Origin of the sequence: Klebsiella sp. C239, assembly GCF_048822715.1 — a bacterium.
GTDB classification, from domain to species: domain Bacteria; phylum Pseudomonadota; class Gammaproteobacteria; order Enterobacterales; family Enterobacteriaceae; genus Klebsiella; species Klebsiella quasipneumoniae.
This window is the reverse complement of sequence record NZ_JBMEZK010000009.1, coordinates 78,315-103,425: the sequence shown is the minus strand read 5'-3', so window position 1 is coordinate 103,425 and position 25,111 is coordinate 78,315. Positions and strand designations below refer to the sequence as shown.

General features: G+C 57.2%; 23 protein-coding genes. 10 read left to right on the top strand and 13 right to left on the bottom strand.

The genetic code is table 11. The features are described from left to right. Positions 1 to 85: 85 nt before the first annotated feature. The gene (gene pdhR, locus ACOI6Z_RS21540; protein WP_002888699.1) at positions 86 to 865 is read right to left on the bottom strand and encodes a pyruvate dehydrogenase complex transcriptional repressor PdhR; all 780 of its coding nucleotides are present in this window, start codon (positions 863 to 865) and stop codon (positions 86 to 88) included. A 644-nt stretch (positions 866 to 1,509) separates the two neighbouring features. On the opposite strand from pdhR, the gene aroP reads away from it, so the two are divergent. From aroP to ACOI6Z_RS21525, 3 genes are all read left to right on the top strand, one after another. After that, positions 1,510 to 2,880, top strand: a complete 1,371-nt coding sequence (aroP, locus tag ACOI6Z_RS21535; RefSeq protein ID WP_023291995.1) for an aromatic amino acid transporter AroP — start codon at positions 1,510 to 1,512, stop codon at positions 2,878 to 2,880. A 183-nt stretch (positions 2,881 to 3,063) separates the two neighbouring features. Then, positions 3,064 to 4,470, top strand: coding sequence for a glycoside-pentoside-hexuronide (GPH):cation symporter (locus ACOI6Z_RS21530; protein ID WP_017901173.1), 1,407 nt, complete (start codon positions 3,064 to 3,066; stop codon positions 4,468 to 4,470). Then, entirely contained in the window at positions 4,470 to 5,420 is a 951-nt protein-coding gene (locus ACOI6Z_RS21525) for a family 43 glycosylhydrolase (RefSeq protein ID WP_048296696.1), read from the top strand. The genes ACOI6Z_RS21530 and ACOI6Z_RS21525 overlap by 1 nt, the downstream gene beginning before the upstream one ends. A gap of 221 nt (positions 5,421 to 5,641) precedes the next feature. Here ACOI6Z_RS21525 and ampE read toward each other — a convergent pair whose 3' ends face one another. Together ampE and ampD are read right to left on the bottom strand one after the other, a co-directional pair. Then, complete coding sequence (gene ampE / locus ACOI6Z_RS21520; protein WP_032453846.1) at positions 5,642 to 6,496, bottom strand: beta-lactamase regulator AmpE; 855 nt, start codon at positions 6,494 to 6,496, stop codon at positions 5,642 to 5,644. After that, a complete protein-coding gene (gene ampD, locus ACOI6Z_RS21515; RefSeq protein WP_023291992.1) occupies positions 6,493 to 7,056 on the bottom strand; it encodes a 1,6-anhydro-N-acetylmuramyl-L-alanine amidase AmpD in 564 nt (187 codons plus the stop codon). Before ampD ends, ampE begins: the two co-directional genes overlap by 4 nt. Positions 7,057 to 7,189: 133 nt before the next feature. Here ampD and nadC point away from each other — a divergent pair, with 133 nt between their 5' ends. From nadC to hofC, 4 genes are all read left to right on the top strand, one after another. Next, positions 7,190 to 8,083: a carboxylating nicotinate-nucleotide diphosphorylase gene (nadC, locus tag ACOI6Z_RS21510; RefSeq protein WP_023291991.1), complete on the top strand. Its 894-nt coding sequence runs from the start codon at positions 7,190 to 7,192 to the stop codon at positions 8,081 to 8,083. A 181-nt stretch (positions 8,084 to 8,264) separates the two neighbouring features. Beyond that, on the top strand, positions 8,265 to 8,696 hold the full coding sequence (gene ppdD / locus ACOI6Z_RS21505) for a prepilin peptidase-dependent pilin (protein ID WP_044521029.1): 432 nt from the start codon (positions 8,265 to 8,267) through the stop codon (positions 8,694 to 8,696). Positions 8,697 to 8,706: 10 nt separating this feature from the next. After that, entirely contained in the window at positions 8,707 to 10,092 is a 1,386-nt protein-coding gene (gene gspE, locus ACOI6Z_RS21500) for a type II secretion system protein GspE (protein WP_044521028.1), read from the top strand. Beyond that, positions 10,082 to 11,287, top strand: a complete 1,206-nt coding sequence (hofC, locus tag ACOI6Z_RS21495) for a protein transport protein HofC (RefSeq protein WP_044521027.1) — start codon at positions 10,082 to 10,084, stop codon at positions 11,285 to 11,287. The genes gspE and hofC overlap by 11 nt, the downstream gene beginning before the upstream one ends. 36 nt (positions 11,288 to 11,323) lie before the next feature. On the opposite strand, the gene ACOI6Z_RS21490 is transcribed toward hofC, so the two are convergent. After that, a complete protein-coding gene (locus ACOI6Z_RS21490) occupies positions 11,324 to 12,367 on the bottom strand; it encodes a GMP reductase (protein ID WP_023291988.1) in 1,044 nt (347 codons plus the stop codon). A 344-nt stretch (positions 12,368 to 12,711) separates the two neighbouring features. Between ACOI6Z_RS21490 and coaE the strand changes: the two genes are divergently transcribed. Genes coaE through yacG form a run of 3 tightly spaced genes read left to right on the top strand, consistent with a single transcriptional unit; the run spans position 12,712 to position 14,279 of the window. Next, positions 12,712 to 13,332 carry a dephospho-CoA kinase gene (coaE, locus tag ACOI6Z_RS21485; protein WP_032453842.1) on the top strand — a complete coding sequence of 207 codons (621 nt, stop codon included), beginning with the start codon at positions 12,712 to 12,714 and terminating at the stop codon, positions 13,330 to 13,332. Beyond that, on the top strand, positions 13,332 to 14,075 hold the full coding sequence (gene zapD, locus ACOI6Z_RS21480; RefSeq protein ID WP_017901182.1) for a cell division protein ZapD: 744 nt from the start codon (positions 13,332 to 13,334) through the stop codon (positions 14,073 to 14,075). Before coaE ends, zapD begins: the two co-directional genes overlap by 1 nt. Before the next feature lie 9 nt (positions 14,076 to 14,084). Further along, positions 14,085 to 14,279, top strand: coding sequence for a DNA gyrase inhibitor YacG (gene yacG / locus ACOI6Z_RS21475; RefSeq protein WP_004204348.1), 195 nt, complete (start codon positions 14,085 to 14,087; stop codon positions 14,277 to 14,279). A gap of 52 nt (positions 14,280 to 14,331) precedes the next feature. Here yacG and mutT read toward each other — a convergent pair whose 3' ends face one another. From mutT to murC, 9 genes are all read right to left on the bottom strand, one after another. Further along, positions 14,332 to 14,724 (bottom strand): 8-oxo-dGTP diphosphatase MutT, encoded by a 393-nt coding sequence (mutT, locus tag ACOI6Z_RS21470; RefSeq protein WP_004204347.1) that lies wholly within the window; start codon positions 14,722 to 14,724, stop codon positions 14,332 to 14,334. Between the two features lie 57 nt (positions 14,725 to 14,781). Continuing rightward, complete coding sequence (gene secA / locus ACOI6Z_RS21465) at positions 14,782 to 17,487, bottom strand: preprotein translocase subunit SecA (RefSeq protein WP_023291985.1); 2,706 nt, start codon at positions 17,485 to 17,487, stop codon at positions 14,782 to 14,784. A gap of 62 nt (positions 17,488 to 17,549) precedes the next feature. Further along, on the bottom strand, positions 17,550 to 18,047 hold the full coding sequence (gene secM / locus ACOI6Z_RS21460) for a secA translation cis-regulator SecM (protein ID WP_197970852.1): 498 nt from the start codon (positions 18,045 to 18,047) through the stop codon (positions 17,550 to 17,552). A gap of 323 nt (positions 18,048 to 18,370) precedes the next feature. Beyond that, positions 18,371 to 19,288: a UDP-3-O-acyl-N-acetylglucosamine deacetylase gene (gene lpxC, locus ACOI6Z_RS21455; RefSeq protein WP_002888632.1), complete on the bottom strand. Its 918-nt coding sequence runs from the start codon at positions 19,286 to 19,288 to the stop codon at positions 18,371 to 18,373. 100 nt (positions 19,289 to 19,388) lie between these two features. Continuing rightward, complete coding sequence (gene ftsZ / locus ACOI6Z_RS21450; RefSeq protein WP_002888628.1) at positions 19,389 to 20,540, bottom strand: cell division protein FtsZ; 1,152 nt, start codon at positions 20,538 to 20,540, stop codon at positions 19,389 to 19,391. 62 nt (positions 20,541 to 20,602) lie between these two features. Beyond that, a complete protein-coding gene (gene ftsA / locus ACOI6Z_RS21445) occupies positions 20,603 to 21,865 on the bottom strand; it encodes a cell division protein FtsA (protein ID WP_004204343.1) in 1,263 nt (420 codons plus the stop codon). After that, positions 21,862 to 22,692, bottom strand: a complete 831-nt coding sequence (ftsQ, locus tag ACOI6Z_RS21440; RefSeq protein ID WP_004204342.1) for a cell division protein FtsQ — start codon at positions 22,690 to 22,692, stop codon at positions 21,862 to 21,864. Before ftsQ ends, ftsA begins: the two co-directional genes overlap by 4 nt. Position 22,693: 1 nt before the next feature. Beyond that, positions 22,694 to 23,614, bottom strand: a complete 921-nt coding sequence (locus tag ACOI6Z_RS21435) for a D-alanine--D-alanine ligase (RefSeq protein WP_023291983.1) — start codon at positions 23,612 to 23,614, stop codon at positions 22,694 to 22,696. Next, complete coding sequence (murC, locus tag ACOI6Z_RS21430; RefSeq protein ID WP_023291982.1) at positions 23,607 to 25,082, bottom strand: UDP-N-acetylmuramate--L-alanine ligase; 1,476 nt, start codon at positions 25,080 to 25,082, stop codon at positions 23,607 to 23,609. Before murC ends, ACOI6Z_RS21435 begins: the two co-directional genes overlap by 8 nt. Positions 25,083 to 25,111: the final 29 nt, after the last annotated feature.

The window sequence follows — 25,111 nt, the reverse complement described above, 5'->3', positions numbered from 1 at the left end:
TGAACTCTTCGTTCTTCACCTTTGAACAACCAAAAATTCAATAAGACAGGTTCTGCGTTTAGTTGCCGCGCTCTAAAAATGGCGCTTAAGAACCGGAGTTCTCGTCCTTTCGTTGCTGTAAACGACGCAGCGAGCGTTCTCTACGACTCTGCTCACGGCTACGGTCCAGCAAAATTTCCTCAATGAACGCCAGGTGACGGTGCGACGCCTCACGCGCCTGCTCCGGCTCCCCGGCCATTATCGCCTCGAAAATGCGAGTGCGATGGTTGCTGACCAACGGGAGCATTTCCCGGCGGGCATACAGCAATTCAAAGTTCTGACGCACGTTTTGCGCCAGCATCGGCTCCATACACCTTAGCAGATGGAGCAAAACCACATTGTGTGCCGCCTCGGTGACGGCGATTTGGTACTGGACGACGGCGCCGGACTCGGCGTCCAGATCGCCCGACTGCTGAGCCCGCTCAATAGCCTGATGCAGCTCGCGGATACGGTCGCGATCTTCATCATTGCTGCGCAGCGCCGCGTAATAAGCCGCAATGCCTTCCAGCGCGTGACGGGTCTCAAGCAGATCGAATTGGGATTCAGGGTGATCGGACAGCAGCTCGACCAGCGGATCGCTGAAGCTCTGCCACAGGCGGCTCTGTACAAACGTTCCACCTCCCTGACGACGAAGCAACAGGCCCTTGGCTTCGAGGCGTTGAATCGCCTCACGCAGCGAGGGGCGGGAAACGTCGAACTGTTTAGCCAGTTCGCGTTCAGGCGGGAGTTTTTCACCGGGGCGCAAGGTCCCCTCAAGGATCAGAAACTCCAGCTGCTGCTCTATCACATCGGATAATTTTGGTTGGCGGATTTTGCTGTAGGCCATATTCCCTGTCTCTGCCATTAGCCCGGAGTCAATTGGTCTTACCAATTTAAAGTTCGTAGCGCTAAAGTAACAAAGTATTCACCTTCTGTCCATACAGGTTTTGATTGAAATCAGTAAACCACGGACATTTTAACAACCTTACAGAAATAACATTTCAGAAATGTAACCTTGCACAAATGTTACGTTTACTCATAAAGAGGTAGCATTAACTTAATGGAAACGAAAAATTACGCTATCTGAACCGATTCAACGACCAGATAAGTGAATATAAAGGCAGTAAATACGAATAAATAACCAAATGAGAACAATGCGTCGGAATAATACTGAATGTGTCTATTGATGTCTTTTTAAACACATGGTCATCATCCCTTCATAAAGCAGGTGCATTCAAACGCGCTTACCACTATTCTCCCTGAGACGAAAGGCCTTTTTCTGAATTACTGCATCGCCTTCCGTAAACAAAACAATACAGAAACGGAAGTCGAAAAATACACAAACACAACAATATGTGCGCGCCATCACTCAGGTAAAAAGTGGGCCACTTCGCCCAAATTTTCGCTGGCTATGCTTTCTGGCAGGGACAGCAGTGAAGCAGCAACCTGACGGATGACGTACACAAAAAATAACCACACACGAGGTTTCATATGGAAGGTCAACAGCACGGCGATCGGCTGAAGCGCGGCCTCAAAAACCGCCATATCCAGCTCATCGCGCTGGGCGGGGCTATCGGCACCGGCCTGTTTCTGGGGAGCGCGTCCGTCATTCAGTCCGCCGGCCCGGGTATCATTCTTGGTTACGCGATTGCCGGTTTTATCGCCTTTCTGATCATGCGTCAGCTGGGCGAAATGGTGGTGGAAGAGCCGGTAGCCGGTTCGTTTAGCCACTTTGCTTATAAATACTGGGGCGGCTTTGCCGGCTTCGCCTCCGGCTGGAACTACTGGGTGCTGTATGTCCTGGTGGCCATGGCGGAACTGACCGCCGTCGGCAAATATATCCAGTTCTGGTGGCCGGAAATCCCGACCTGGGCCTCAGCGGCGGTTTTCTTCATCGCCATCAACGCCATTAACCTGACCAACGTGAAAGTGTTCGGTGAAATGGAGTTCTGGTTTGCCATTATCAAAGTGGTCGCCGTCGTGGCGATGATTTTGTTCGGCGGCTGGCTGCTGTTCAGCGGCAACGGCGGCCCGCAGGCGACGGTACGTAACCTGTGGGATCAAGGCGGGTTCCTGCCGCACGGCTTTACCGGGCTGGTGATGATGATGGCGATCATTATGTTCTCCTTCGGCGGTCTCGAGCTGGTGGGTATCACCGCGGCGGAAGCGGATAACCCGGAGCAAAGCATTCCGAAAGCCACCAACCAGGTTATCTACCGTATTCTGATCTTCTATGTTGGTTCGCTGGCGGTCCTGCTCTCGCTGCTGCCGTGGACGCGCGTGACCGCGGACACCAGCCCGTTCGTCCTGATTTTCCATGAGCTTGGCGATACGCTGGTGGCAAACGCCCTCAACGTGGTGGTGCTGACGGCGGCCCTGTCGGTGTATAACAGCTGCGTCTACTGCAACAGCCGTATGCTGTTCGGCCTTGCCCAGCAGGGGAACGCGCCGAAAGCGCTGCTCAGCGTCGACAAACGCGGCGTGCCGGTCAATACCATTCTCGTCTCCGCCGTGGTCACCGCCCTGTGTGTGCTGATCAACTACCTGGCGCCGGAATCCGCATTTGGCCTGCTGATGGCGCTGGTGGTCTCCGCCCTGGTGATCAACTGGGCGATGATCAGCCTCGCGCATATCAAATTCCGTCGCGCCAAACAGCAGCAGGGCGTCACCACCCGCTTCCCCGCCCTCTTCTACCCGCTGGGTAACTGGGTGTGCCTGCTGTTTATGGCCGCGGTGCTGATCATTATGCTGATGACCCCGGGGATGGCGATTTCCGTTTGGCTGATCCCGGTATGGATCGCAGTGCTGGGCGTGGGTTATCTGTTTAAACAGAAAGCCGCCGCCACCGTAAAAGCACAATAATACATCTCATCAATAATTCTCTTTGCTCTGCGCCCTCCCTTAATAACGGGCGCAGAGCATTGTTATCTGCTTCACACTTTCCCTTCCATAGCTTATTTATCCATATCGTCAACGCGTTCCTGCAACGTAATTCTCTCGATAGCAGCCAATAATTCTCTCCATACTGCAACGGAGAGACCGCACATGGCAGACAATAGACTTTCAATAAAAGAAAAGATTGGTTATGGGATGGGTGATGCCGGATGCAATATCATCTTTGGCGCCATCATGCTGTTTGTTAACTATTTTTATACCGATATCTTCGGCCTGGCGCCGGCGCTGGTGGGCGTACTGCTGCTGTCGGTGCGCGTCATCGATGCGGTGACCGACCCGATCATGGGCGCCCTCGCCGACCGCACCCGCAGTAAATATGGCCGCTTTCGTCCATGGCTGCTGTGGATTGCCTTCCCCTACGCCCTGTTCAGCGTGCTGATGTTCACCACTCCTGAGTGGACCTATAACAGCAAAGTCATCTATGCGTTTGTCACCTACTTTCTGCTGTCGATTACCTATACCGCGATTAATATACCCTACTGCTCGCTGGGAACGGTGATGACCGCCGACCCGAAAGAACGTGTTGCCTGCCAGTCCTATCGTTTCGTGATGGTGGGTATCGCCACGCTGCTGCTGTCATTGACGCTGTTGCCCATGGCCGACTGGTTCGGCGGCGCCGATAAAGCGAAAGGCTATCAAATGGCGATGACCGTGCTGGCCTTTATCGGCATGTGTATGTTCCTGTTCTGCTTCGCCACCGTGCGCGAACGCATCCACCCGGCGGTGCAGACCAATGATGAACTGAAAAAAGATCTCAAAGACGTATGGAAAAATGACCAGTGGGTACGCATCCTGCTGCTCACGCTATGCAACGTCTGTCCGGGCTTTATCCGCATGGCCGCCACCATGTACTACGTCACCTGGGTGATGGGGCAAAGCACCCATTTTGCCACGCTGTTTATCAGCCTCGGCGTGGTCGGGATGATGATTGGCAGCATGCTGGCAAAAGTCCTCACCGACCGCTGGTGCAAACTGCAGGTCTTCTTCTGGACCAACATCGTGCTGGCGATCTTCTCCTGCGCCTTCTATTTCTTTAATCCGCACGCCACCACGCTGATTATGGTGCTCTACTTCCTGCTCAATATCCTGCATCAGATCCCCTCCCCGCTGCACTGGTCGCTGATGTCCGATGTTGACGACTACGGCGAGTGGAAAACCGGCAAGCGCATCACCGGTATTAGCTTCTCCGGCAATCTGTTTTTCCTTAAAGTCGGCCTGGCGGTCGCCGGGGCGATGGTCGGATTCCTGCTGTCATGGTACGGCTACGACGCCGGCGCCAAAGCGCAGAGCGCCTCGGCCCTCAACGGCATCGTGCTGCTGTTCTCGGTCATCCCCGGCGTCGGCTACCTGATCACCGCCGGCGTGGTGCGCCTGCTTAAAGTTGACCGCACCCTGATGCGCCAGATTCAGAGCGATTTAGAGAAGCGCCGCAGCAACTACAGCGAGCTGAATGAATACCAGGAACTGAAAACCAGTGAACACGTAAGGAAAGCCTGATGAACAACTGGCCAAACCCCTTTATTGAGCAGCGCGCAGATCCCTTTATTCTGCGCCACCTGAATCATTACTACTTTATTGCCTCAGTGCCGGAATACGACCGGCTGGAGATCCGGCGCGCGGCAACCCTTGAGGGGTTGCGCGATGCTGAGCCGGTAGTGGTGTGGCGCGCACCGCAAAGCGGGCCGATGAGCCAGCTGATTTGGGCGCCGGAGCTACATGAGATAGACGGTAAGTGGTATATCTATTTTGCCGCCACCCATACCCACGATCTGGATGCGCTGGGCATGTTCCAGCATCGCATGTTCGTTATCGAGTGCGCCGACAGCGATCCGCTGACCGGCCGCTGGCAGGAAAAAGGCCAGGTGGTGACGCCTTTCGATACCTTCGCCCTCGATGCCACCACCTTTATCCATCAGGGCAAACGCTGGTACCTGTGGGCGCAAAAATCTCCGCATATCGAGGGCAACTCAAACCTGTATCTCGCTGAAATGGCCAACCCGTGGACGCTAAAAGGCGAGCCGGTCATGCTGAGCAAGCCGGAGTTCGACTGGGAGTGCCGGGGATTTAAGGTCAATGAAGGACCCGCGGTGCTGGTGCATGGCGATAAGCTTTTCATCAGCTATTCCGCCAGCGCCACCGATGAAAACTACTGCATGGGATTGCTCTGGATCGACCGGGAGGCCGATCCGCTGCAGCCGGAAAACTGGCATAAAGCCCCGCAGCCAGTGTTCCGGACCAGCTATGAAAACCGCCAGTATGGCCCGGGCCATAACAGTTTTACCCAAACGCCGGCGGGGGAAGATGTGCTGGTATATCACGCGCGGAATTACACCGAGATTGAAGGCGACCCGCTGTATGATCCCAATCGTCATACGCGGCTAAAACTCGTCGCCTGGAGAGAGGACGGCATGCCCGACTTCGGCATCCCGCCGGCGGATACGCTGTAGCGGTTCGGTATGCTGCCCGCGGGCGCGGGTTTTCCTGGCCGGGTCAGGCGAAGCCGCCCCCCCGGCAACATGACAAGCGCGGCGTCAGATATAGCGCCCGGCGGCGCTGTTGCTTGCCGGCCTGCGTGGTGTGAGCCCCAGGCCGGATAAGCGCAGCGCCATCCGGCAATCAAAGCCCCGCAGGTGGGATATCCTGACAGATAGAGTACGGGTGCAGGCCGTTACACCAGGGTGCCGTAAATCGTCAGCAGCGCCATGATCACCACCACCACCAGCGAGGTTTTCTTGGCCATCGACACCGCGGCCTTTGGGGTCGCCACTTTATCCACGTGCGGTTCACGGGCCAGGGAATACTGCGCCAGGCGGGTCAATACCTGATACTGCGACGAATGGCGGTCGCCTAACGATGCAAACCACGCCGGAAGCGCTTTCTCTCCATGCCCCACCAGGGCATAGACAACCCCCACCAGACGCACCGGCAGCCAGTCGACAATATGCAGGATACCATCGATTCCAGACTGCAAACGGTGATGCGGCGTCTGGTAGCGCGCCAGCCACGTCTGCCAGGCGCGCAGAACGCAATAAGCGATAAGCGTCAGCGGCCCCCACGCCCCCCCCACCACAAACCAAAAGAGTGGCGCCAGGTAGTAACGATAGTTAATCCATAACAGCGCATTTTGCAGTTCGCTAAGGTACTCGCGCTCATCACAGCCCGGCGGGACGCCATGGATCAACGTCAGCTCGCTGGCCATCGCATCGCAGGCGCGGCTGTCATTGCGCGACGCCGCTTTCAGATAGGCATGATAGTGCAGCCGAACCTTGCCGGCGCCGATGCACAGCAGACCCAGCAAGATCCAGAACACCAGCAGCGGTACGTTGAACAGCTGCCCCTGCAGCAAGCGCTGAATGAGGTAGACCACCGCGACGGCGACCAGGGTCATCAGCAGCGTTCCCGGCAACGAGAAATGTTTTATCCGGCGGAACACCACCTCCAGCCGATGATCAAGCTGCCAGTGTTCGCCCAGTTTAAACAGGCGTTCAGCGATAAGCACCAGCAGCGTAGTAAACAGCGTCATGAGGTCTCCTTTTCTGACGGCGCGCTGAGCAGCGCACGAAATTTTTTCCAGTCAAAGGCCGGTCCCGGGTCTGTCTTGCGCACGGGCGCGATATCGCTATGGCCCGTGATGTTTGTGGCGATGGCAGGATAAATCGTGATAAGCAGATCCGTCACCGCCGCCAGCTGCTGGTACTGCGCATCGGTATACGCCAGGGTATCCGTGCCTTCCAGCTCTATGCCGATGGAAAAGTCATTGCAGCGTTCGCGCCCCTGATAGCAGGAGACCCCCGCATGCCACGCACGCTTATCGAAAGGCACATACTGCACGATTTCACCATCACGCCGAATCAGACAATGCGCCGAAACGCGCAGATGAGCGATCTCGGCAAAGAAAGGATGCGCGTGCGGATCCAGGGTGCCGGTGAACAGCGCGTCAATCCATGGACCACCAAATTCACCTGGTGGCAGGCTAATGTTATGCACCACCAGTAAGGAAGGGGCTTCTTCATCCGGACGGCAGTCATGGTGCGGCGAGGGAACCCGACGCGCGCCGACCAGCCATCCCTCGTTCAACTGCATGCGGGATCTCCTTTCGCGAACTCATGCTTCCGGGCCACACGCCGGCCCAAAGGATGAAGTGTGTATGGTACTGAAACGTCGTTCAGGTTAGCATGTTTCCCACTTCTGAATCTTATCTATCTGGAGCTTTATCATGTCGCCTCGTCGTTACAACCCCGACCGCCGCCGTGACGTGCTGCTGGAACGAATTAATCTCGATATTACCGATGCTGTCGCACACTCCCTGCGGGAAGATTTGGGCGGCGAAGTCGACGCCAGCAACGATATTAGCGCACAATTATTGCCGCAGGATGCACGCTCCCATGCGGTGGTCATTACCCGCGAAGATGGCGTCTTCTGTGGTAAACGCTGGGTGGAAGAGGTCTTCATTCAGCTCGCCGGTGACGACGTGACGATCACCTGGCACGTCGCCGATGGCGACGCGGTCAAAGCCGATCAACCCCTGTTCGAGCTGGAAGGCCCATCGCGCATTCTGCTCACTGGCGAACGTACGGCGCTGAACTTTGTGCAAACCCTCTCCGGCGTCGCCAGCGTCGTCCGCCGCTATGTCGACCTGCTGGCCGGCACCAAAACCCAACTCCTGGATACGCGTAAAACGCTGCCAGGGCTGCGTACCGCGCTGAAATACGCGGTTCTCTGCGGCGGCGGCGCCAACCACCGTCTGGGGCTGTTCGACGCTTTCCTGATTAAAGAAAACCACATCATCGCCTCCGGCTCGATCCGTCAGGCGGTGGAAAAGGCGTTCTGGCTGCATCCTGATGTGCCGGTGGAAGTGGAAGTGGAAACGCTGGATGAGCTGGAGCAGGCGTTAAAAGCCGGGGCCGATATCATTATGCTCGATAACTTCACCACCGACCTGATGCGCGAGGCGGTGAAAATCACCGCTGGCCAGGCGGCGCTGGAGGTCTCCGGCAACGTCACCTTTGACACCATCCGCGAATTTGCCGAGACCGGGGTCGACTATATCTCCGTCGGGGCCCTGACCAAACATGTGCAGGCGCTCGACCTGTCGATGCGTTTCCGCTGAGGATTTGGCCTTCACGCTTCCGGGCGTGAAGGCCTGAATTTGCGACCCGACTCGCAGTCGCTCTTGCGCGCCATGCAATACCGGTAAAAACCCTGGAACCCGGTTTCCCGGATCGTTTTCGTCTCCTCGCCTGCCCCCCAGAATCCCGTCACAGTGCTCCTGTCACAACAAGGAGCGACTTATGGATAAACAACAAGGTTTTACCCTGATTGAACTGATGGTGGTCATCGGCATCATCGCCATTCTCAGCGCCATCGGCATCCCGGCCTACCAGAACTACCTGCGTAAAGCCGCCCTCACCGACCTGCTGCAGACCTTTGTCCCCTACCGGACGGCAATCGAACTTTGCGCGCTCGATCATGGCGGCCTGACGACATGCGACGGCGGCAGCAATGGCATCCCCTCGCCAACAACCACGCGCTACCTCTCCGCCATGAGCGTGGCCAAAGGCGTCGTTACCCTCACCGGCCAGGAAAGTCTCAACGGACTGGGCGTCACCCTGACCCCGACCTGGGATAACGCCGAAGGCGTCACCGGTTGGCAGCGGGTCTGCACTATCACTGACAACAGCGCACTTCAGCAGGCCTGCGAAGACGTCTTCCGGGTGAAGTGAGGGCGACAACATGAAAACAGAACAGCTGATCCCTCTCTGTCGTCGCCATCACGCCCTGCTGCTGCACAGCGATGAGCAGACGATATCCATTGCGGTGGTCGATACCCCACCGACGGAGCTAATGGAGGCGCTGCGTTTCGCGACGCAAAAACGGATCGATATTGAATGCTGGAGCCAGGAGCAGATGGATAAGCGCCTGCAAGTCCAGGAAAAGCAGGCGCTGCTGGCGCAAAATGCAGGGCCGGAAAACATCGCCGAGCGGGTCAACCAGATCCTCGAGCAGGCCCTGCGTCAGCGGGCGTCCGATATTCATATCGAGCCCACGGAAGCGCACTTAAGGATCCGCCTGCGTGTCGATGGCGTGCTACACGCGCTGCCGCTGCTGGCGCCCGAGCTGGCCGCGCCGGTTATCGCACGACTCAAGGTGATGGCCAATCTCGATATCGCCGAGCATCGTTTGCCGCAGGATGGTCAGTTCGCGCTGAACCTCGCCGGACGGCCGCTCTCCTTTCGCATCGCCACCCTGCCCTGCCGCTATGGCGAGAAAATTGTCCTGCGCCTTCTGCATCAGGTTGACCAGGCGCTGGATCTGGAGGCTCTCGGCCTCTCATCCTCTCAGCTGGCGGCCTTTCGCCAGGCGCTGAATCAGCCGCAGGGGCTGCTGCTGGTCACTGGCCCAACCGGAAGCGGGAAAACGGTGACCCTCTACAGCGCCCTGCAGGCCCGAAACCGGGAGCAAGTGAACATCTGTAGCGTCGAGGATCCTCTGGAGATCCCTATCGCCGGGATGAACCAGACGCAAATCAATCCGCGCGCCGGGCTGACCTTTCACAGCGTGCTGCGCGCCCTGTTACGCCAGGACCCGGATATTGTGATGGTGGGTGAAATCCGCGATGCCGAAACCGCTGAAATCGCGCTGAAAGCCGCTCAAACGGGCCATCTGGTGCTCTCTACCCTGCACACCAATTCCACCAGCGAAACCCTCACTCGCCTGCAGCAAATGGGCATCGCCCGCTGGATGATCTCTTCTGCGCTCTCGCTGGTTATCGCCCAGCGTCTGGTCCGCAAGCTGTGCCCCCACTGCCGGCGCAATGCCGGCAGCGCCGCCGACCTGCCGCACAGTCTGTGGCCCCGCCCGCTGCCGCGCTGGCAGGCAGCAGGCTGCGAACACTGTTATCACGGGTATCATGGCCGTCTGGCGCTGTTTGAGGTCTTGCCTGTCACCCCGGGGCTACGTCAGGGGATAGTCCAGGGACTTAACGCCCTTGAGATCGAATCTCTGGCGCGAGCCGCGGGCATGATGACGCTTTTTGAAAGCGGATGTCAGGCTATCGAACAGGGGTTGACGAGCCTCGAAGAGGTGGTGCGGGTGCTGGGGATCCCCCATGGCGACTAAGCGTCTCTGGCGCTGGCGAGGCGTCGATGCACAAGGCGCTCCTTGTCAGGGGATGCTATGGCAAGCCAGTCGTCCGGAGGTGCTGCATCACCTCCAGCAGCAGCGCATCATGCCGCTGGCTATACACCGCTGTTCGGTGAAGCAAAGCCTGTGGCACCCGCGCTACAGCAGCGAAACCATCCGCCAGTTGGCAACCCTGCTGCAGGCCGGGCTACCGCTGGCGGAAGGGTTATCGCTGTTGGCGCAGCAGCAACCGCATGCGCAGTGGCAGGCACTGCTTGAGGCGCTGGGCCGCGAACTGGCCCAGGGCGTAGCCTTCTCTGCCGCACTGGCGCAGTGGCCGCAGGCTTTTCCGCCACTGTATCTGGCGATGATTAGCACCGGCGAACTGACGGGCAAGCTCGATATTTGCTGCCAGCAGCTGGCCAACCAGCAGCAGGAGCAGCAGCGGCTTGCCGGCAAGGTCAAAAAGGCGCTGCGCTACCCGCTAATCGTGCTCACTCTGGCGCTGCTGGTGGTGCTTGGAATGCTCTATTTTGTCCTTCCCGAATTCACCGCCATCTACCAGACGTTCAATACGCCGCTGCCGTTGTTGACGCGAATGGTTATTGCGGCAGGCGACATGCTGAGCCGCGGCTGGCCGTTGCTGTTGGCCTTTCTGCTGAGCCCGCTGCTGCTCAACCAGCTGGTCCGGCAGCGCGCCGACTGGCTGCTGCGTCGCCAGCAGTTGCTTAACGCGCTCCCTCTCGTCGGCCCCCTGATCGGCGGCCAACAGCTGAGCCTGATATTCACCGTTCTGGCGTTAACCCAAAGCGCCGGTATCAGCTTTCTGCAGGGGCTGCAAAGCGTTGAAGAGACCCTGTCGTGCCCGCTGTGGCGCCAGCGCCTGGCGCAGGCCCGCGCGCTGATCGTTCAGGGGGATCCGATCTGGCAGGCGTTAAGCCGCTGCGGCGGATTTACACCGCTGTGTCTGCAGCTCATCCGTACGGGGGAAAGCGCGGGGGCGCTGGATCAGATGCTGGAAAACCTGGCGCATCATCATCGTGAGCAGACCCATCAGCGAGCCGACAGTCTGGCTGCGCATCTGGAACCCCTGATGCTGGTAATAACCGGCTCGCTGGTTGGGATCCTGGTGGTGGCGATGTATTTGCCCGTTTTTCACCTGGGCGATGCCATTGGCGGGGCGGGAGGATGAGAAACGCTGGCACCGCGCAGGCGCCAGCGCAGCCGGTTACAGGCTGTTGAATACCCGGTTCTCTTGTTCCTGAACGCGGATAAAGGTGGTGCGTTTGGTCAGCTCTTTCAGTCGCGAGGCGCCAACGTAGGTGCAGGCTGAACGCAGGCCGCCGAGAATGTCGCGCGCGGTATTGTCCACCGGGCCACGCAGCGGCAGCTTCACGGTTTTCCCTTCCGCCGCGCGGTATTTCGCGACACCGCCCACATGGCGGGTCATCGCCGACTCGGAGCTCATACCGTAAAACAGCATGAATTTTTCACCGTTCTCTTCAACCACAGTACCGCCGCTCTCTTCGTGGCCCGCCAGCATACCGCCGAGCATCACGAAATCAGCGCCGCCGCCGAAGGCTTTCGCCACATCGCCCGGCATGGTGCAACCGCCATCGCTGATGATCTGGCCGCCAAGGCCGTGTGCGGCATCAGCACACTCGATCACGGCGGAGAGCTGCGGGTAGCCGACCCCGGTTTTGACACGGGTGGTGCAAACGGACCCCGGGCCAATGCCAACTTTGACGATATCGGCGCCGGAGAGGATCAGCTCTTCGCACATTTCACCGGTGACCACGTTCCCGGCGATAATGGTTTTTTGCGGCCAGGCTTCGCGCGCCTTCGCCACAAACTGAACGAAGTGTTCAGAGTAGCCATTGGCGACGTCAATGCACACAAAATTCAACTGTGGGTTCTCAGAGAGGATCTGTTGCGTTTTATCGAAATCCGCGTCGGAAGTACCGGTGGAAACCATCACATGCTTGAGAACGTCTGCGGATACGCTCTGGACAAACGCCTGCCATTCTTCTGCGGTGTAGTGCTTGTGTACTGCGGTAAGAATGCCAAAAGTGGCCAGCGCTTTCGCCATGCTGAAGGTGCCGACGGTATCCATGTTTGCCGCAATAATCGGCACGCCGGACCAGGTCAGGCCTGAATGTTTAAAGGTGAATTCACGTTCCAGCTCAACATCAGAACGGCTTTTGAGGGTAGAGCGTTTCGGGCGGATAAGAACGTCTTTGAAACCAAGCTTCAGATCTTCTTCAATACGCATGTGCGAATTCCTGGGGTTAATGGCATTAATGTAAGAGCACAACTCCAGTGACGTTATCATACGCACGAATCAGACCCGCGCAAGACTGCGATTTTCACTTTTTTTACGCTACAATCGTATAAATTTACCTGGTGAATGGAGAAAAAAACGCTTATGTCTCCACCCGCCAGCGTATTATTTTTAACCATTTGATTTGCTTGATTAAAATAAACAGAATAGCGGACGGCGCTCCCGGTTGGCACGGGGCCATCACGACAAGATCGCTGTCGCCTCTCCGGCATACTGCCCGTCCTCGCTGTCTGAATACCAAAAAATACGAGCAATCCGTTTCAGGGTCAGAAGATATGGGGTACACAGTCGCGTTAACAGGCGGGATTGGCAGCGGTAAAAGTACGGTTGCCGACGCCTTCGCGCAGCTCGGGATTAACGTTATCGATGCCGATGTTATCGCCCGCCAGGTGGTCGAACCCGGCACCCCGGCGCTCCAGGCCATTGCCGGCCACTTCGGGCCACAGATGATCGCGCCCGACGGCACGCTAAACCGCCGTCTGCTGCGGGAAAAAATTTTTGCTCAGGTGGAGGAAAAAGCCTGGCTCAACGCGCTGTTGCATCCGCTAATTCAGCAGGAAACGCGCCGCCAGATGCAGGCCGCCACCTCCCCTTATCTCCTCTGGGTCGTACCTTTGCTGGTCGAAAACCGCCTGTCCAGCCAGGCCGATCGCGTCCTGGTCGTCGATGTGCCAAAAGAGACGCAAATCGAACGCACCATGCTGCGCGATAAGGTCAGCCGCGAACATGCTGAACATATTCTTGCCGCCCAGGCCACGCGCGAGCAGCGCCTGGCCGTCGCGGACGATGTTATTGAAAACACTGGCACGCCGGATGCAGTGGCATCGGATGTTGCCCGCCTGCACGAAAAGTACTTAACGCTGGCATCGCAGGCCGCCTCACAGGAAAACTCGTAATGCATACCCCCGTTCTGTTTGAACATCCTCTTAATGAGAAAATGCGCACCTGGCTGCGCATCGAATTTCTGATCCAGCAGATGGCTTTCCATCCGATGATTGCCAGCCATGCCGATGCGCTCCATTTTTTCCGTAACGCCGGCGATCTGCTGGATGTCCTGGAGCGCGGCGAGGTGCGTACCGATCTGGTCAAAGAGCTGGAGCGCCAGCAGCGTAAGCTCCAGTCCTGGGCAGAAGTGCCGGGAGTCGATCAGGAGCGCATTAACGCGCTGCGCCAGCAGCTCAAGCAGTCTTCCAGCACCCTGATGGCCGCGCCGCGCATTGGTCAGTTTCTGCGTGAAGATCGCCTGATTGCGCTAGTGCGTCAGCGTCTGAGTATCCCAGGCGGCTGCTGCAGCTTCGATTTACCGACCCTGCATATCTGGCTCCATATGCCGCAGGCGCATCGTGACGAGCAGGTGGCCAGCTGGCTTGCCAGCCTCGATCCTTTGGTCCAGTCCCTGAGCCTGATCCTCGATCTGATCCGTAACTCCGGGCAGTTTCGCAAACAGACCAGCCTCAATGGCTTTTATCAGGATAATGGCGAAGATGCCGATCTGCTGCGCCTGCGTCTCGATCTGGCCCACCAGCTTTATCCACAGATCTCCGGCCATAAGAGCCGTTTCGCCATCCGCTTCCTGCCGCTGGACAGTGAGTATGGGATCGTGCCGGAGCGCTTTGATTTTGAACTGGCCTGCTGTTAAGGAGATAACATGTCAGAAGAGACTATCGTCAATTGTCCGACCTGCGGCAAAAATGTGGTATGGGGCGAACAAAGCCCCTATCGTCCGTTCTGCAGCAAGCGCTGCCAGCTGATCGATTTGGGAGAATGGGCAGCAGAGGAGAAGCGCATCCCCAGCGCGGGCGATCTCTCCGATAGCGATGACTGGAGCGAACAGCAGCCCTGATTTGACGGCACGCTAACCCAACGCCTGTTGGGTTAGTCTCCCGACCCGGGGCTCAGCCCTGGGCGATAAGTTTGCGGATAACCGGTTCATTCGCCGGGGGAAACGCCGCCGGATCCAGCGCCTGCCGCGCCATCCACTGTCCCGGCTGCCCCTCTTTGCCCCAGGGCTCGCCTTCCCAGCTTTCCACGAGGAAAAACCACAGCGTAATGTGGCGATCGGGGAACTGATACTCCAGCTTATCAAATAGTGAAAACGTGGTGACCGTAATCCCCACCTCTTCCTGTAGCTCGCGGATCAACGCCTGCTCTGGCGTTTCAGCAGATTCAATCTTCCCGCCCGGGAACTCCAGTTTATTCGCCATATGGGCATCGGCGGCGCGCTGGGTAATAAAGATGTCGCCTTCTGGATTGCGAATTATCCCTACGGCGATTTGCAGTTTTTTCATTGAATCAGCTCCATAAAAAAGGCGCAGAACTCTGCGCCTTTGTTTTTTTATCAGCCCTTAGCTCAGACGGCCATGGCACTGTTTGTATTTTTTACCGGAACCGCACGGGCAGGGATCGTTACGCCCCACTTTACGTTCGCCGGTTTGCGCCGCCAGATCCTGTGCAGCGGCTTCATCATCGCTCTGATGGCTGAGCTGCTGCATCTGCGCCAGGCGCTCGGCCTCTTCACGACGCTGCTGCTCCATCGCCTCGACTTCTTCCGGCATCCGCACCTGCACTTTGCTCAGGGTGCTGATCACTTCATACTTCAGTGACTCCAGCATCGCGGCAAACATAGAGAACGATTCGCGCTTGTACTCCTGCTTCGGATCTTTCTGCGCATAGCCGCGCAGGTGGATACCCTGGCGCAGGTAGTCCATCGCCGCCAGGTGTTCTTTCCACAGCGAATCCAGGGTCTGCAGCATCACGCCTTTCTCGAAGTGGCGCATCATTTCGGCACCGACCACTTCTTCTTTACGCTGGTAGGTTTCTACCGCGCTCTGCAGAATACGTTCGCGCAGGGTCTCTTCATGCAGCTCCGGCTCTTTATCCAGCCACTCTTTGATTGGCAGGTCGAGGTCGAAGTCGTTTTTCAGACGCTCCTGCAGGCCTTCGATATCCCACATTTCCTCCAGCGACTGCGGCGGAATATGGGCATCGATAGTCGCCTTAAACACGTCTTCGCGGATGCTGTTGATGGTTTCGCTGACGTCAGACACGTCCAGCAGTTCGTTACGCTGGGTGTAAATTGCCCGGCGCTGGTCGTTGGCCACATCATCATATTCCAGCAGCTGCTTACGAATATCGAAGTTACGGCTCTCGACTTTACGCTGTGCGTTGGCGATAGCCTTGGTGACCCACGGGTGCTCAATGGCTTCGCCGGGTTTCATCCCCAGTTTACGCATCATGCCGGATACGCGATCGGAGGCGAAGATACGCATCAGGGCATCTTCCATCGACAGGTAGAAGCGGGAAGAACCGGCATCCCCCTGACGACCGGCACGGCCGCGCAGCTGGTTATCGATACGGCGCGATTCATGACGCTCGGTACCGATGATGTGCAGGCCGCCTGCGGCCAGTACCGCATCGTGGCGCACCTGCCAGTCGGCTTTGATTTGTTCAATCTGCTCAGGCGTTGGGTTTTCCAGCGCCGCGACTTCCGCCTGCCAGCTACCGCCGAGCATAATATCGGTACCACGGCCCGCCATGTTGGTAGCGATGGTCACCGCGGAAGGATAGCCTGCCTGGGCGACGATGTCCGCTTCGCTGGCGTGGAACTTGGCGTTCAGAACGTTGTGCTTAATGCCTGCTTTGGTCAGCTCACGGGAAACCACTTCCGATTTCTCGATCGAGATTGTCCCCACCAACACCGGCTGACCGGCTGCGGTACGGGTTTTAATATCTTCGATAATCGCCTGAATTTTTTCCGCTTCGGTCATATAGACCAGATCCGCCATGTCTTTACGGATCATCGGACGGTTGGTCGGGACGACCACGGTATCCAGCTTGTAGATGGAGCTGAATTCAAAGGCTTCAGTATCGGCGGTACCGGTCATCCCCGCCAGTTTCTCATACAGACGGAAATAGTTCTGGAAGGTGATAGAGGCCAGGGTCTGGTTCTCGTTCTGGATCTCCACGCCCTCTTTGGCCTCAACGGCCTGGTGCAGGCCATCGGACCAGCGGCGGCCCTGCATCGTACGGCCAGTGTGCTCATCAACGATGATAACTTCGCCATCTTTAACGATGTAGTCAACGTCGCGGGTGAACAGCGCATGGGCGCGCAGCGCGGCGGTGACGTGGTGCATCAGCATAATGTTGGTCGGGGAGTACAGGGACTCACCTTCATCCATAATGCCTTCCTGTACCAGCAGCTCTTCAATCAGCACCAGACCGCGTTCGGTCAGGTTAACCTGACGCGCTTTTTCATCCACCGAGAAGTGGCCTTCGCCGGTGAAGGTGTCCGAATCCTCTTTTTCCTGACGGATCAGGTGTGGAATGATCTTGTTGACCTTGCGGTACATTTCAGAGCTGTCTTCTGCCGGGCCGGAAATGATCAGCGGGGTACGCGCCTCATCGATCAGGATGGAGTCCACCTCATCCACCAGCGCATAGTGCAGTTTACGCTGAACGCGCTCTTCCGGGCTGAAGGCCATGTTGTCGCGCAGGTAATCGAAGCCGTATTCGTTGTTGGTGCCATAGGTGATATCGGCAGCGTAGGCTTCACGCTTCGCCGGCGCCGGCAGGCCGGACATGTTGATGCCAACGGTCATGCCGAGGAATTCGAACAGCGGGCGGTTATTTTCGGCGTCACGCTGGGCCAGATAATCGTTGACGGTCACCACGTGAACGCCTTTGCCGGTCAGCGCGTTGAGGTAGGCCGGCAGGGTCGCGGTCAGGGTTTTACCTTCACCGGTACGCATCTCGGCGATGCAGCGATCGTTAAGCACCATACCGCCCAGCAGCTGGACGTCGAAGTGACGCATGCCGAACACGCGCTTACTGGCTTCGCGAACGACGGCGAAAGCTTCAGGGATCAGGTTTTCCAGCACTTCGCCTTTTTCCAGGCGCGCGCGGAATTCAGCGGTTTTCGCTTTCAGCTCGTCATCAGAGAGTTTTTCCATCGCCGGTTCCATACCGTTGATGATATTGACGACTTTGCGCATACGACGCAGCGTACGGTCGTTACGGCTGCCGAAAACCTTGGTTAACATTTTAATAAGCATAATAAAATCTCAAACGCCCCGCGGTGCGGAGTCACAAAAAATAGGATAGTCCGTGGTTATTTTCAGCTGAGACGTTGAGGCCCTGCGCGGATCCCCGCTACCTGGCTTATCCAGGCGCCGACGCGGAAGGCAGAATATGAGGAAGGGATATACGCCGCCTGGCGGAACACCACCGGCGGCGTGCTGTCCTGCGTCAGCAGCGCGCTGAGCGTGTCGAGCAGCGCCAGATGCTGCGCCTGCAGCGGGGACGCTTCTTCCGCCACCGGCAAGGCCTGCGGCGCCATGGCGAAAGAGAGATGACGAATAACGGTGCGAATGGCGTGCTGATGCCAGTAGTCGACGGTAAAGTTTGGCCGGCGATTCGTCTCCAGCAGCGCCAGCTGGGAGAAATTAACTTTGCTCGGATTATGGTTGCTGGCGGTCGCCTTCGCTGGCGTCGCGGTCTCATGGCCGTTGCTTAGCGCAGGCAGGCCGAGGCTGGCCGCGACCATCCCCAACAGGAGATGCGGCCAAAAATACCGTCTGCCAAACTGTCGCCAGCGCGTCAGCAATCCACTCACGTTCATTACCTTTCTTTGGTATACCCGTTGTCGTTCAGGCTGTCTCTTTATTAACGTTTTTCGCAGGACAACCTGATGTCCACGGGGTAAAGCAACCCGGAGAAATAATTTTGCGCTCAAATACTAACATTAATAGCGCGCTGAGGCAGCATGAATGAAGGCTGTTGCCCGGGGAAAACGCTTAATAAAGCAGCGAACGCGCGCTAATTATTACCCAGAAATCGCAGCGAAAAATAACGGGAAGAGGCTATAAAAGAAAAACGACTGGTTCCCTGGTCGGAGAGAGTACCAGGTTACCAGTCGAATTTACTGAATGGTCAGGCTTACGCCAAAACCATCGACGGTGCGCGGAACGCCATTGGCAGTTTTGCGTCGTCTTCGAAGGTCACATACTCCCAGGCTTCCTGTTTTGCCAGAACAGCCTGCAGCAGTTTGTTATTCAACGCGTGACCCGATTTGTACGCCGTGAATGCGCCGATAATGTTGTGACCACACATAAACAGGTCACCGATCGCATCCAGCATTTTGTGGCGAACAAATTCGTCTTCAAAGCGCAGACCGTCTTCGTTCAGTACGCGATAATCGTCAACAACGATGGCACAATCGAAGCTGCCGCCCAGGCACAGGCCGCGGGACTGCAGATATTCGATATCGCGCATGAAACCGAAGGTACGCGCACGACTAATCTGACGCATGAACGCATCGGCCGAGAAGTTCAGCGTATAGCGCTGGGTGCTGGCATCAATCGCCGGATGGTTAAAATCGATGGTGAAGTCCAGCGAAAAACCATTGTACGGTTTGAATTCAGCCCATTTGTCGCCATCTTCGACGCGAACCGTCTCTTTGATACGTACAAATTTCTTGGCGCAGTTCAGTTCATCGATGCCGGCGTCCAGCAACAAATAAACGAACGGAGCCGCACTGCCGTCCATAATCGGGATTTCCGGTGCATCGACTTCAACAATAATGTTGTCGATACCCAGGCCAGCCAATGCGGCGTTCAGGTGTTCAACCGTAGAAATCCGCACGTCATGCTCATTAACCAGGCAAGTACAGAGCATGGTATCACGCACAGATTTGGCATCAGCCGGAAAATCTACCGGTGGATTCAAGTCGGTGCGACGATAGATGACCCCGGTATTTGCCGGCGCAGGGCGTAACGTCAGTGTGACTTTCTTGCCGGTATGCAAACCGACACCAGTCGCCTGAACGATACGTTTAAGAGTCCTTTGTTTGATCATCGTATAATCTCGCCAATTTACCTATCCAACCGAAGTGTACACCACTATCGGGAGGCCAGTTTAGCACAAAGAGCGCAGATGCCCAACTTCCAGTCGATTCTTAATCGGCTTGCTTACGCAGGAAGGCTGGGATATCCAGATAATCCGGCTCTTTCGCGGTTTGCGGCGTATTATCGTTCACCACTTTTGCCGCCGGCTTCTGCTCTTGCGTCAGCGGGGACATACCGTGCTGCTGGTAGCGATCCATCACCGGCTGCTGAACCTGTTTGTTGGTCACCAGGGTAATTTCCGGACGCTTATCCATGCCGATACCGGTCGCCACTACGGTGACGCGCAGTTCGTCGTTCATATCCGGGTCCAGAGAGGTACCGATAACCACGGTGGCGTTGTCCGAAGCAAATGCGCGGATGGTGTTACCCACGGTTTCGAACTCATCCAGACGCAGGTCGAAGCCCGCGGTGATGTTAACCAGCACGCCGCGCGCGCCGGACAGGTCGATATCTTCCAGCAGCGGAGAAGAGATAGCCATTTCAGCCGCTTCTTCCGCACGGTCTTCACCGCTCGCCACGCCGGAGCCCATCATCGCGTAGCCCATTTCTGACATCACGGTACGGACGTCCGCGAAGTCGACGTTCATCAGGCCCGGACGGGTGATCAGTTCGGCGATACCCTGCACCGCGCCTTTGAGGACGTCGTTTGCCGCGCCGAACGCGTCAAGCAGAGAAATGCCGCGGCCAAGTACTTTCAGCAGCTTGTCGTTCGGGATGGTGATCAGTGAGTCAACGTGCTTGGACAGCTCGGTGATCCCCTGCTCAGCAAACGCCATGCGCTTCTTGCCTTCAAAATTAAACGGCTTAGTGACCACCGCCACGGTGAGGATCCCCAGATCCTTAGCCACTTCGGCAACAACAGGCGCCGCGCCGGTACCGGTACCGCCGCCCATGCCTGCCGCGATGAACACCATGTCTGCGCCATCAAGGGCCGCGCGCAGCGCTTCACGGTCTTCGTCCGCCGCATTACGGCCGACTTCCGGGTTCGCGCCAGCGCCCAGACCTTTAGTAATACCGCTACCGATCTGGATAGTCTGGCCAACAGCCGTTTTACGCAGCGCCTGCGCATCGGTGTTCACCGCGAAGAATTCAACACCCTCAATGCGCTCGCGCACCATGTGTTCAACGGCATTACCGCCGCCGCCACCGACGCCGATGACTTTAATCACCGCGTCGTTGGTCAGTTCCATAGGTTCAAACATAGTTTCTCTCCGTTTTGTGCCTGTCGCCTGAGAACGCTAATTGTCTGCGTTCTCTTAAAAAATTAAAACTCTTTTCGCAGCCAGCTGTTGAGTCGCTTAATCCACGAGCCCACCGACGCCGTCACGCGTTTTTCGACTTCCGCTTCACCACTCAGATGTGACTCTTTTCCGTAGTGCAGCAGCCCCACCGCCGTCGAATAATACGGCTCCTGGGCATAGTCCGTTAAACCGGTGATGTTCAGCGGCGCGCCAATGCGCACCTGAGTATGGAACACGCGCTGCGCACAGGCCGCCAGACCTTCAATTTGCGCCGCGCCGCCGGTTAACACAATCCCCGCCGCCAGATGGTGTTTAACCCCCTGCTGGCGGAGCTGTTCCTGCAGCTGCAGGATCTCTTCATTGACCAGATTAAGCAGTTCGGTATAGCGCGGTTCAATCACCTCAGCCAGCGTCTGACGCTGCAGGCTACGCGGCGGCCGTCCGCCTACGCTCGGTACTTCGACGTTTTCGTCTTTACCGACGATGGAACCCAACGCGCAACCGTGACGAACCTTAATGGCTTCGGCGTCGCTCGGCGGCGTACCGAATGCATAGGCGATATCGCTGGTCACCACGTTGCCCGCGTACGGGATCACTTTGGTGTGACGCAGCGCGCCGCCGGTATAGACGGCGATATCCATTGTACCACCGCCAATATCCACCACGCAGACGCCCAGCTCACGTTCGTCTTCTGTTAATACGGAATAACTGGCCGCTAAACCGGCGAAAATAAGTTGGTCAACTTTCAGACCACAACGTTCCACCGCTTTAACAATGTTTTTCGCCATATCGTTATGGCAGGTAATCAGATGTACCTTCGCCTGCATACGCACGCCGGACAGCCCTACCGGGTTTTTTATCCCTTCCTGGTAGTCAATGGCATATTCCTGCGGAATCACGTGCAGGACGCGATGCTCATCGCGTACGCGAACCGACTTCGCGGTATGGACCACGTTCTCGACGTCGTCCAGCGTCACTTCTTCTTCAGAAATCGGTACCATCCCGATTTCATTCTGACAGCTTATATGTTTACCCGAAAGAGCCAAATAAACTGATGAAATCTGGCAATCCGCCATCAGTTCGGCCTGGTCGATGGCGCGCTGTACGCATTTCACCACCGACTCGAGGTCGTTCACACCGCCTTTATCCATACCACGCGATGGGCAACTGCCCACGCCGATGATATTAATCATGCCGTCGGGCAGAACTTCCCCTACTAAAGCGGCCACCTTGGCGGTGCCAATCTCCAGTCCAACTACCAGTTTTCTGTCCGTCGCCTTGATCATTGTTGTTCTGCCTGTGCCTGATTCTGTTGTTGATTAGTTTCCTCTGCGGGAGCAGGTACCCAGCCCACTGCCGCACCCGAGTCATAACGCAAATCAACGTAGCTAATCCGTTTGCCGTCGGTCTGCGCCTGCTGCTGAAGAACCGGGTAGAGTTCCATAAAGCGCTGAAGCCGTTTCATGGTGTCGCCACGGCCAAGGTTGAGCTTAATGTCATTATTAAGCGTCAACTGCCAGGAACGACGGGCGGTCATTGCCGCCACTTTCAACGTGAATTTATCCTTTGCCAGCACCTGCCCCATGTCACGGTACCCTTGCAGCACTTCGTTCTCGCTGCCTTCCGGGCCATATAACATCGGTAAATTCTGTTTGCTGGTGCGATCCGCCGGCACGCTGAAGGCATTTCCTTCTGCATCCACCATATGTTGATCATTCCAGCGTGCAATCGGCACATATTCAACCAGATGAATCTTCAATTCATCAGGCCACTGCTTTCGGACGCTCGCCTGCTTAATCCATGGCAGACGTTCAATCTGACTCTGAATGATGTTCACATCCTGAGTCATAAAGGTGCCCGGCGAACCCAGCGCCAGGATCGCCTGGCGGATGTCATCATTGCGCGTATAGTGACGCTCGCCGGTCACCACCATCTTCGACAGCGGTAAACGCTGCGCGTCTTCCATCCAGCCAAGAACCATCCACCCGCTGACCAGCACGGTAAACAGCACCGCCAGCAGGAAAACGATCCCTGCCAGCCGCGTTCCATTACTCCGACGCGAAGAAGAAACGTCCTCTTCATGGTTCCGCGTATTCAGCGCAGCCTGCGACATATCACCCCGCCAGGTCCAGAATTCGTACAACAAGCTGGGAGAAGCTCATTCCTGCCTGACGCGCCGCCATCGGTACAAGGCTATGGCTGGTCATGCCCGGGGAAGTATTCGCTTCCAGCAGATAAAACTGGCCATCGCTGTCCAGCATGACGTCAATACGGCCCCAGCCTTTGCAACCCAGAACATTCCAGGCTTTAAGCACCAGGCTCTGAATGACTGACTCACGCGCTGGATCTTCCAATCCTGGGCAGAAATATTGCGTCTCATCAGAGAGATACTTCGCCTCATAATCATAGAAGGTTCCAGCCGCCTGGATACGTATTGACGGTAAAATTTCTTCACCGACGATGGCGACGGTAAATTCCGGCCCACTGAGCCATTTTTCGACCAAAACTTCATCATCATGCTGAAAAGCCAGCGCGAGTGCACTCGCTAAATCACAGCTTTCGCTGACTTTCGACATCCCAACGCTGGAGCCTTCGCGGCTGGGCTTGATGATGAGCGGCAGACCCAGCGCCGCAATCTGCTGTTCGACATCAGCAGATAATCCGGCGCTAAACTGGGCGCGGGTCAGCGCCACCCACGGCGCGACCGGTAATCCGGCCCCCTGCCACAGCCATTTGCTGCGCAGTTTATCCATTGAAATCGCCGAAGCCATCACGCCGCTGCCGGTATAAGGCAGCTGGATCAGATCCAACAGCCCCTGCAGCGTGCCATCTTCCCCGCCGCGGCCGTGGAGTGCAATAAACGCTTTCTTAAAGCCCAGCTTTTTCAACTGGGTAATATCGACATCGCGCGGGTCAACCGGATGGGCATCCACCCCGGCTTCACGCAGCCCGGCCAGCACCGCGGCGCCTGAATTCAGCGACACTTCACGTTCAGCGGAGGTTCCACCGAAAAGCACCGCGATTTTATCAGCCATGGCGCTCCTCCTCCGTTTTTTGCGGGATCAGTTTGATTTCAGCCAGGTGACGGGCGATTTTTCCAATGTTTCCGGCACCTTGCACCAGCACTAAATCGTTGCCGGTCAGCACCGACGCCAGCATCGCCGCGGCCTGCGCCGGGTCGGATACCAGAATCGGGTCGACTTTACCGCGACCGCGGATCGTACGGCACAGCGAGCGGCTGTCGGCGCCCGGGATCGGCGCTTCGCCTGCCGGGTAGACATCGAGCATCAGCAGCGCATCGACCTGAGTCAGCACGTTGGCGAAATCATCGTACAGATCGCGAGTACGGGTATAACGGTGCGGCTGGAATACCATCACCAGATTTTTATCCGGCCAGCCGGCACGCGCCGCTTTGATAGTGGCGTCGACTTCCGTCGGGTGGTGACCGTAGTCATCGATCAGCATCGCACTGCCCGCTTTGCCGTTGACTTCCGTCAGCGGATATTCGCCAAGAAAGTCGAAGCGACGACCGGTACCCTGGAAGCTTTCCAGCGCGCGCAGGATCGCCTGATCGTCAATCCCCTCTTCCGTCGCCACGGCGACAGCCGCCGCCGCGTTCAGCGCGTTATGGCGTCCCGGGGCATTGAGTGTCACCTGCAGCAGTTCTTTATCCTGACGCACCAGGCGGAAATGCCCCTGCGCCCCAACCTGACGGTAGTCTTCTACGCGAACGTCGGCGTCGTCGCTGAAACCGTAGGTGGTGATCTGCCGGCCAACGCGCGGCAGCAGTTCACGAATAACCGGATCGTCCACGCACATTACCGCGCGTCCGTAGAACGGCAGGTTGTGCAGGAAATTAATAAAGGTCTGCTTCAGATTTTCGAAGTCGCCATGGTAGGTATCCATATGGTCGGCTTCGATGTTGGTCACAATCGCGACCATCGGCTGCAGATGCAGGAACGATGCATCGCTCTCATCCGCTTCCGCAATCAGGTAACGGCTATGGCCGAGACGGGCATGCACGCCCGCCGCTTTCACCAACCCGCCGTTGACGAAGGTCGGGTCCAGCCCGGCTTCGGCGTAAATACTGGACACCATCGCGGTGGTGGTGGTTTTGCCGTGAGTTCCGGCAATCGCGATCCCGTGACGGAAGCGCATCAGCTCCGCCAGCATTTCCGCACGACGGATCACCGGGATACGCGCTTCGTGCGCGGCGACGATTTCCGGGTTATCGGCGGAAATCGCGCTGGAAACTACGACCACGCTGGCATCGCGCACGTTTTCCGGGCGATGGTTGAAATAAATGGTGGCGCCAAGCTGCGACAGCTGCTGGGTCACCGGATTCGGCGCCAGGTCGGAGCCGCTGATCTGGTAACCTTCATTAGCCAACACTTCGGCAATACCGCCCATACCGGCACCGCCGATGCCGACAAAGTGAATGTGCCGGACGCGACGCATCTCGGGCACTATGGAACGCAGTTTTGCCAAATCTTGTGTATTCATTCTTTACGCCATCAACTTCTGTATTCGGG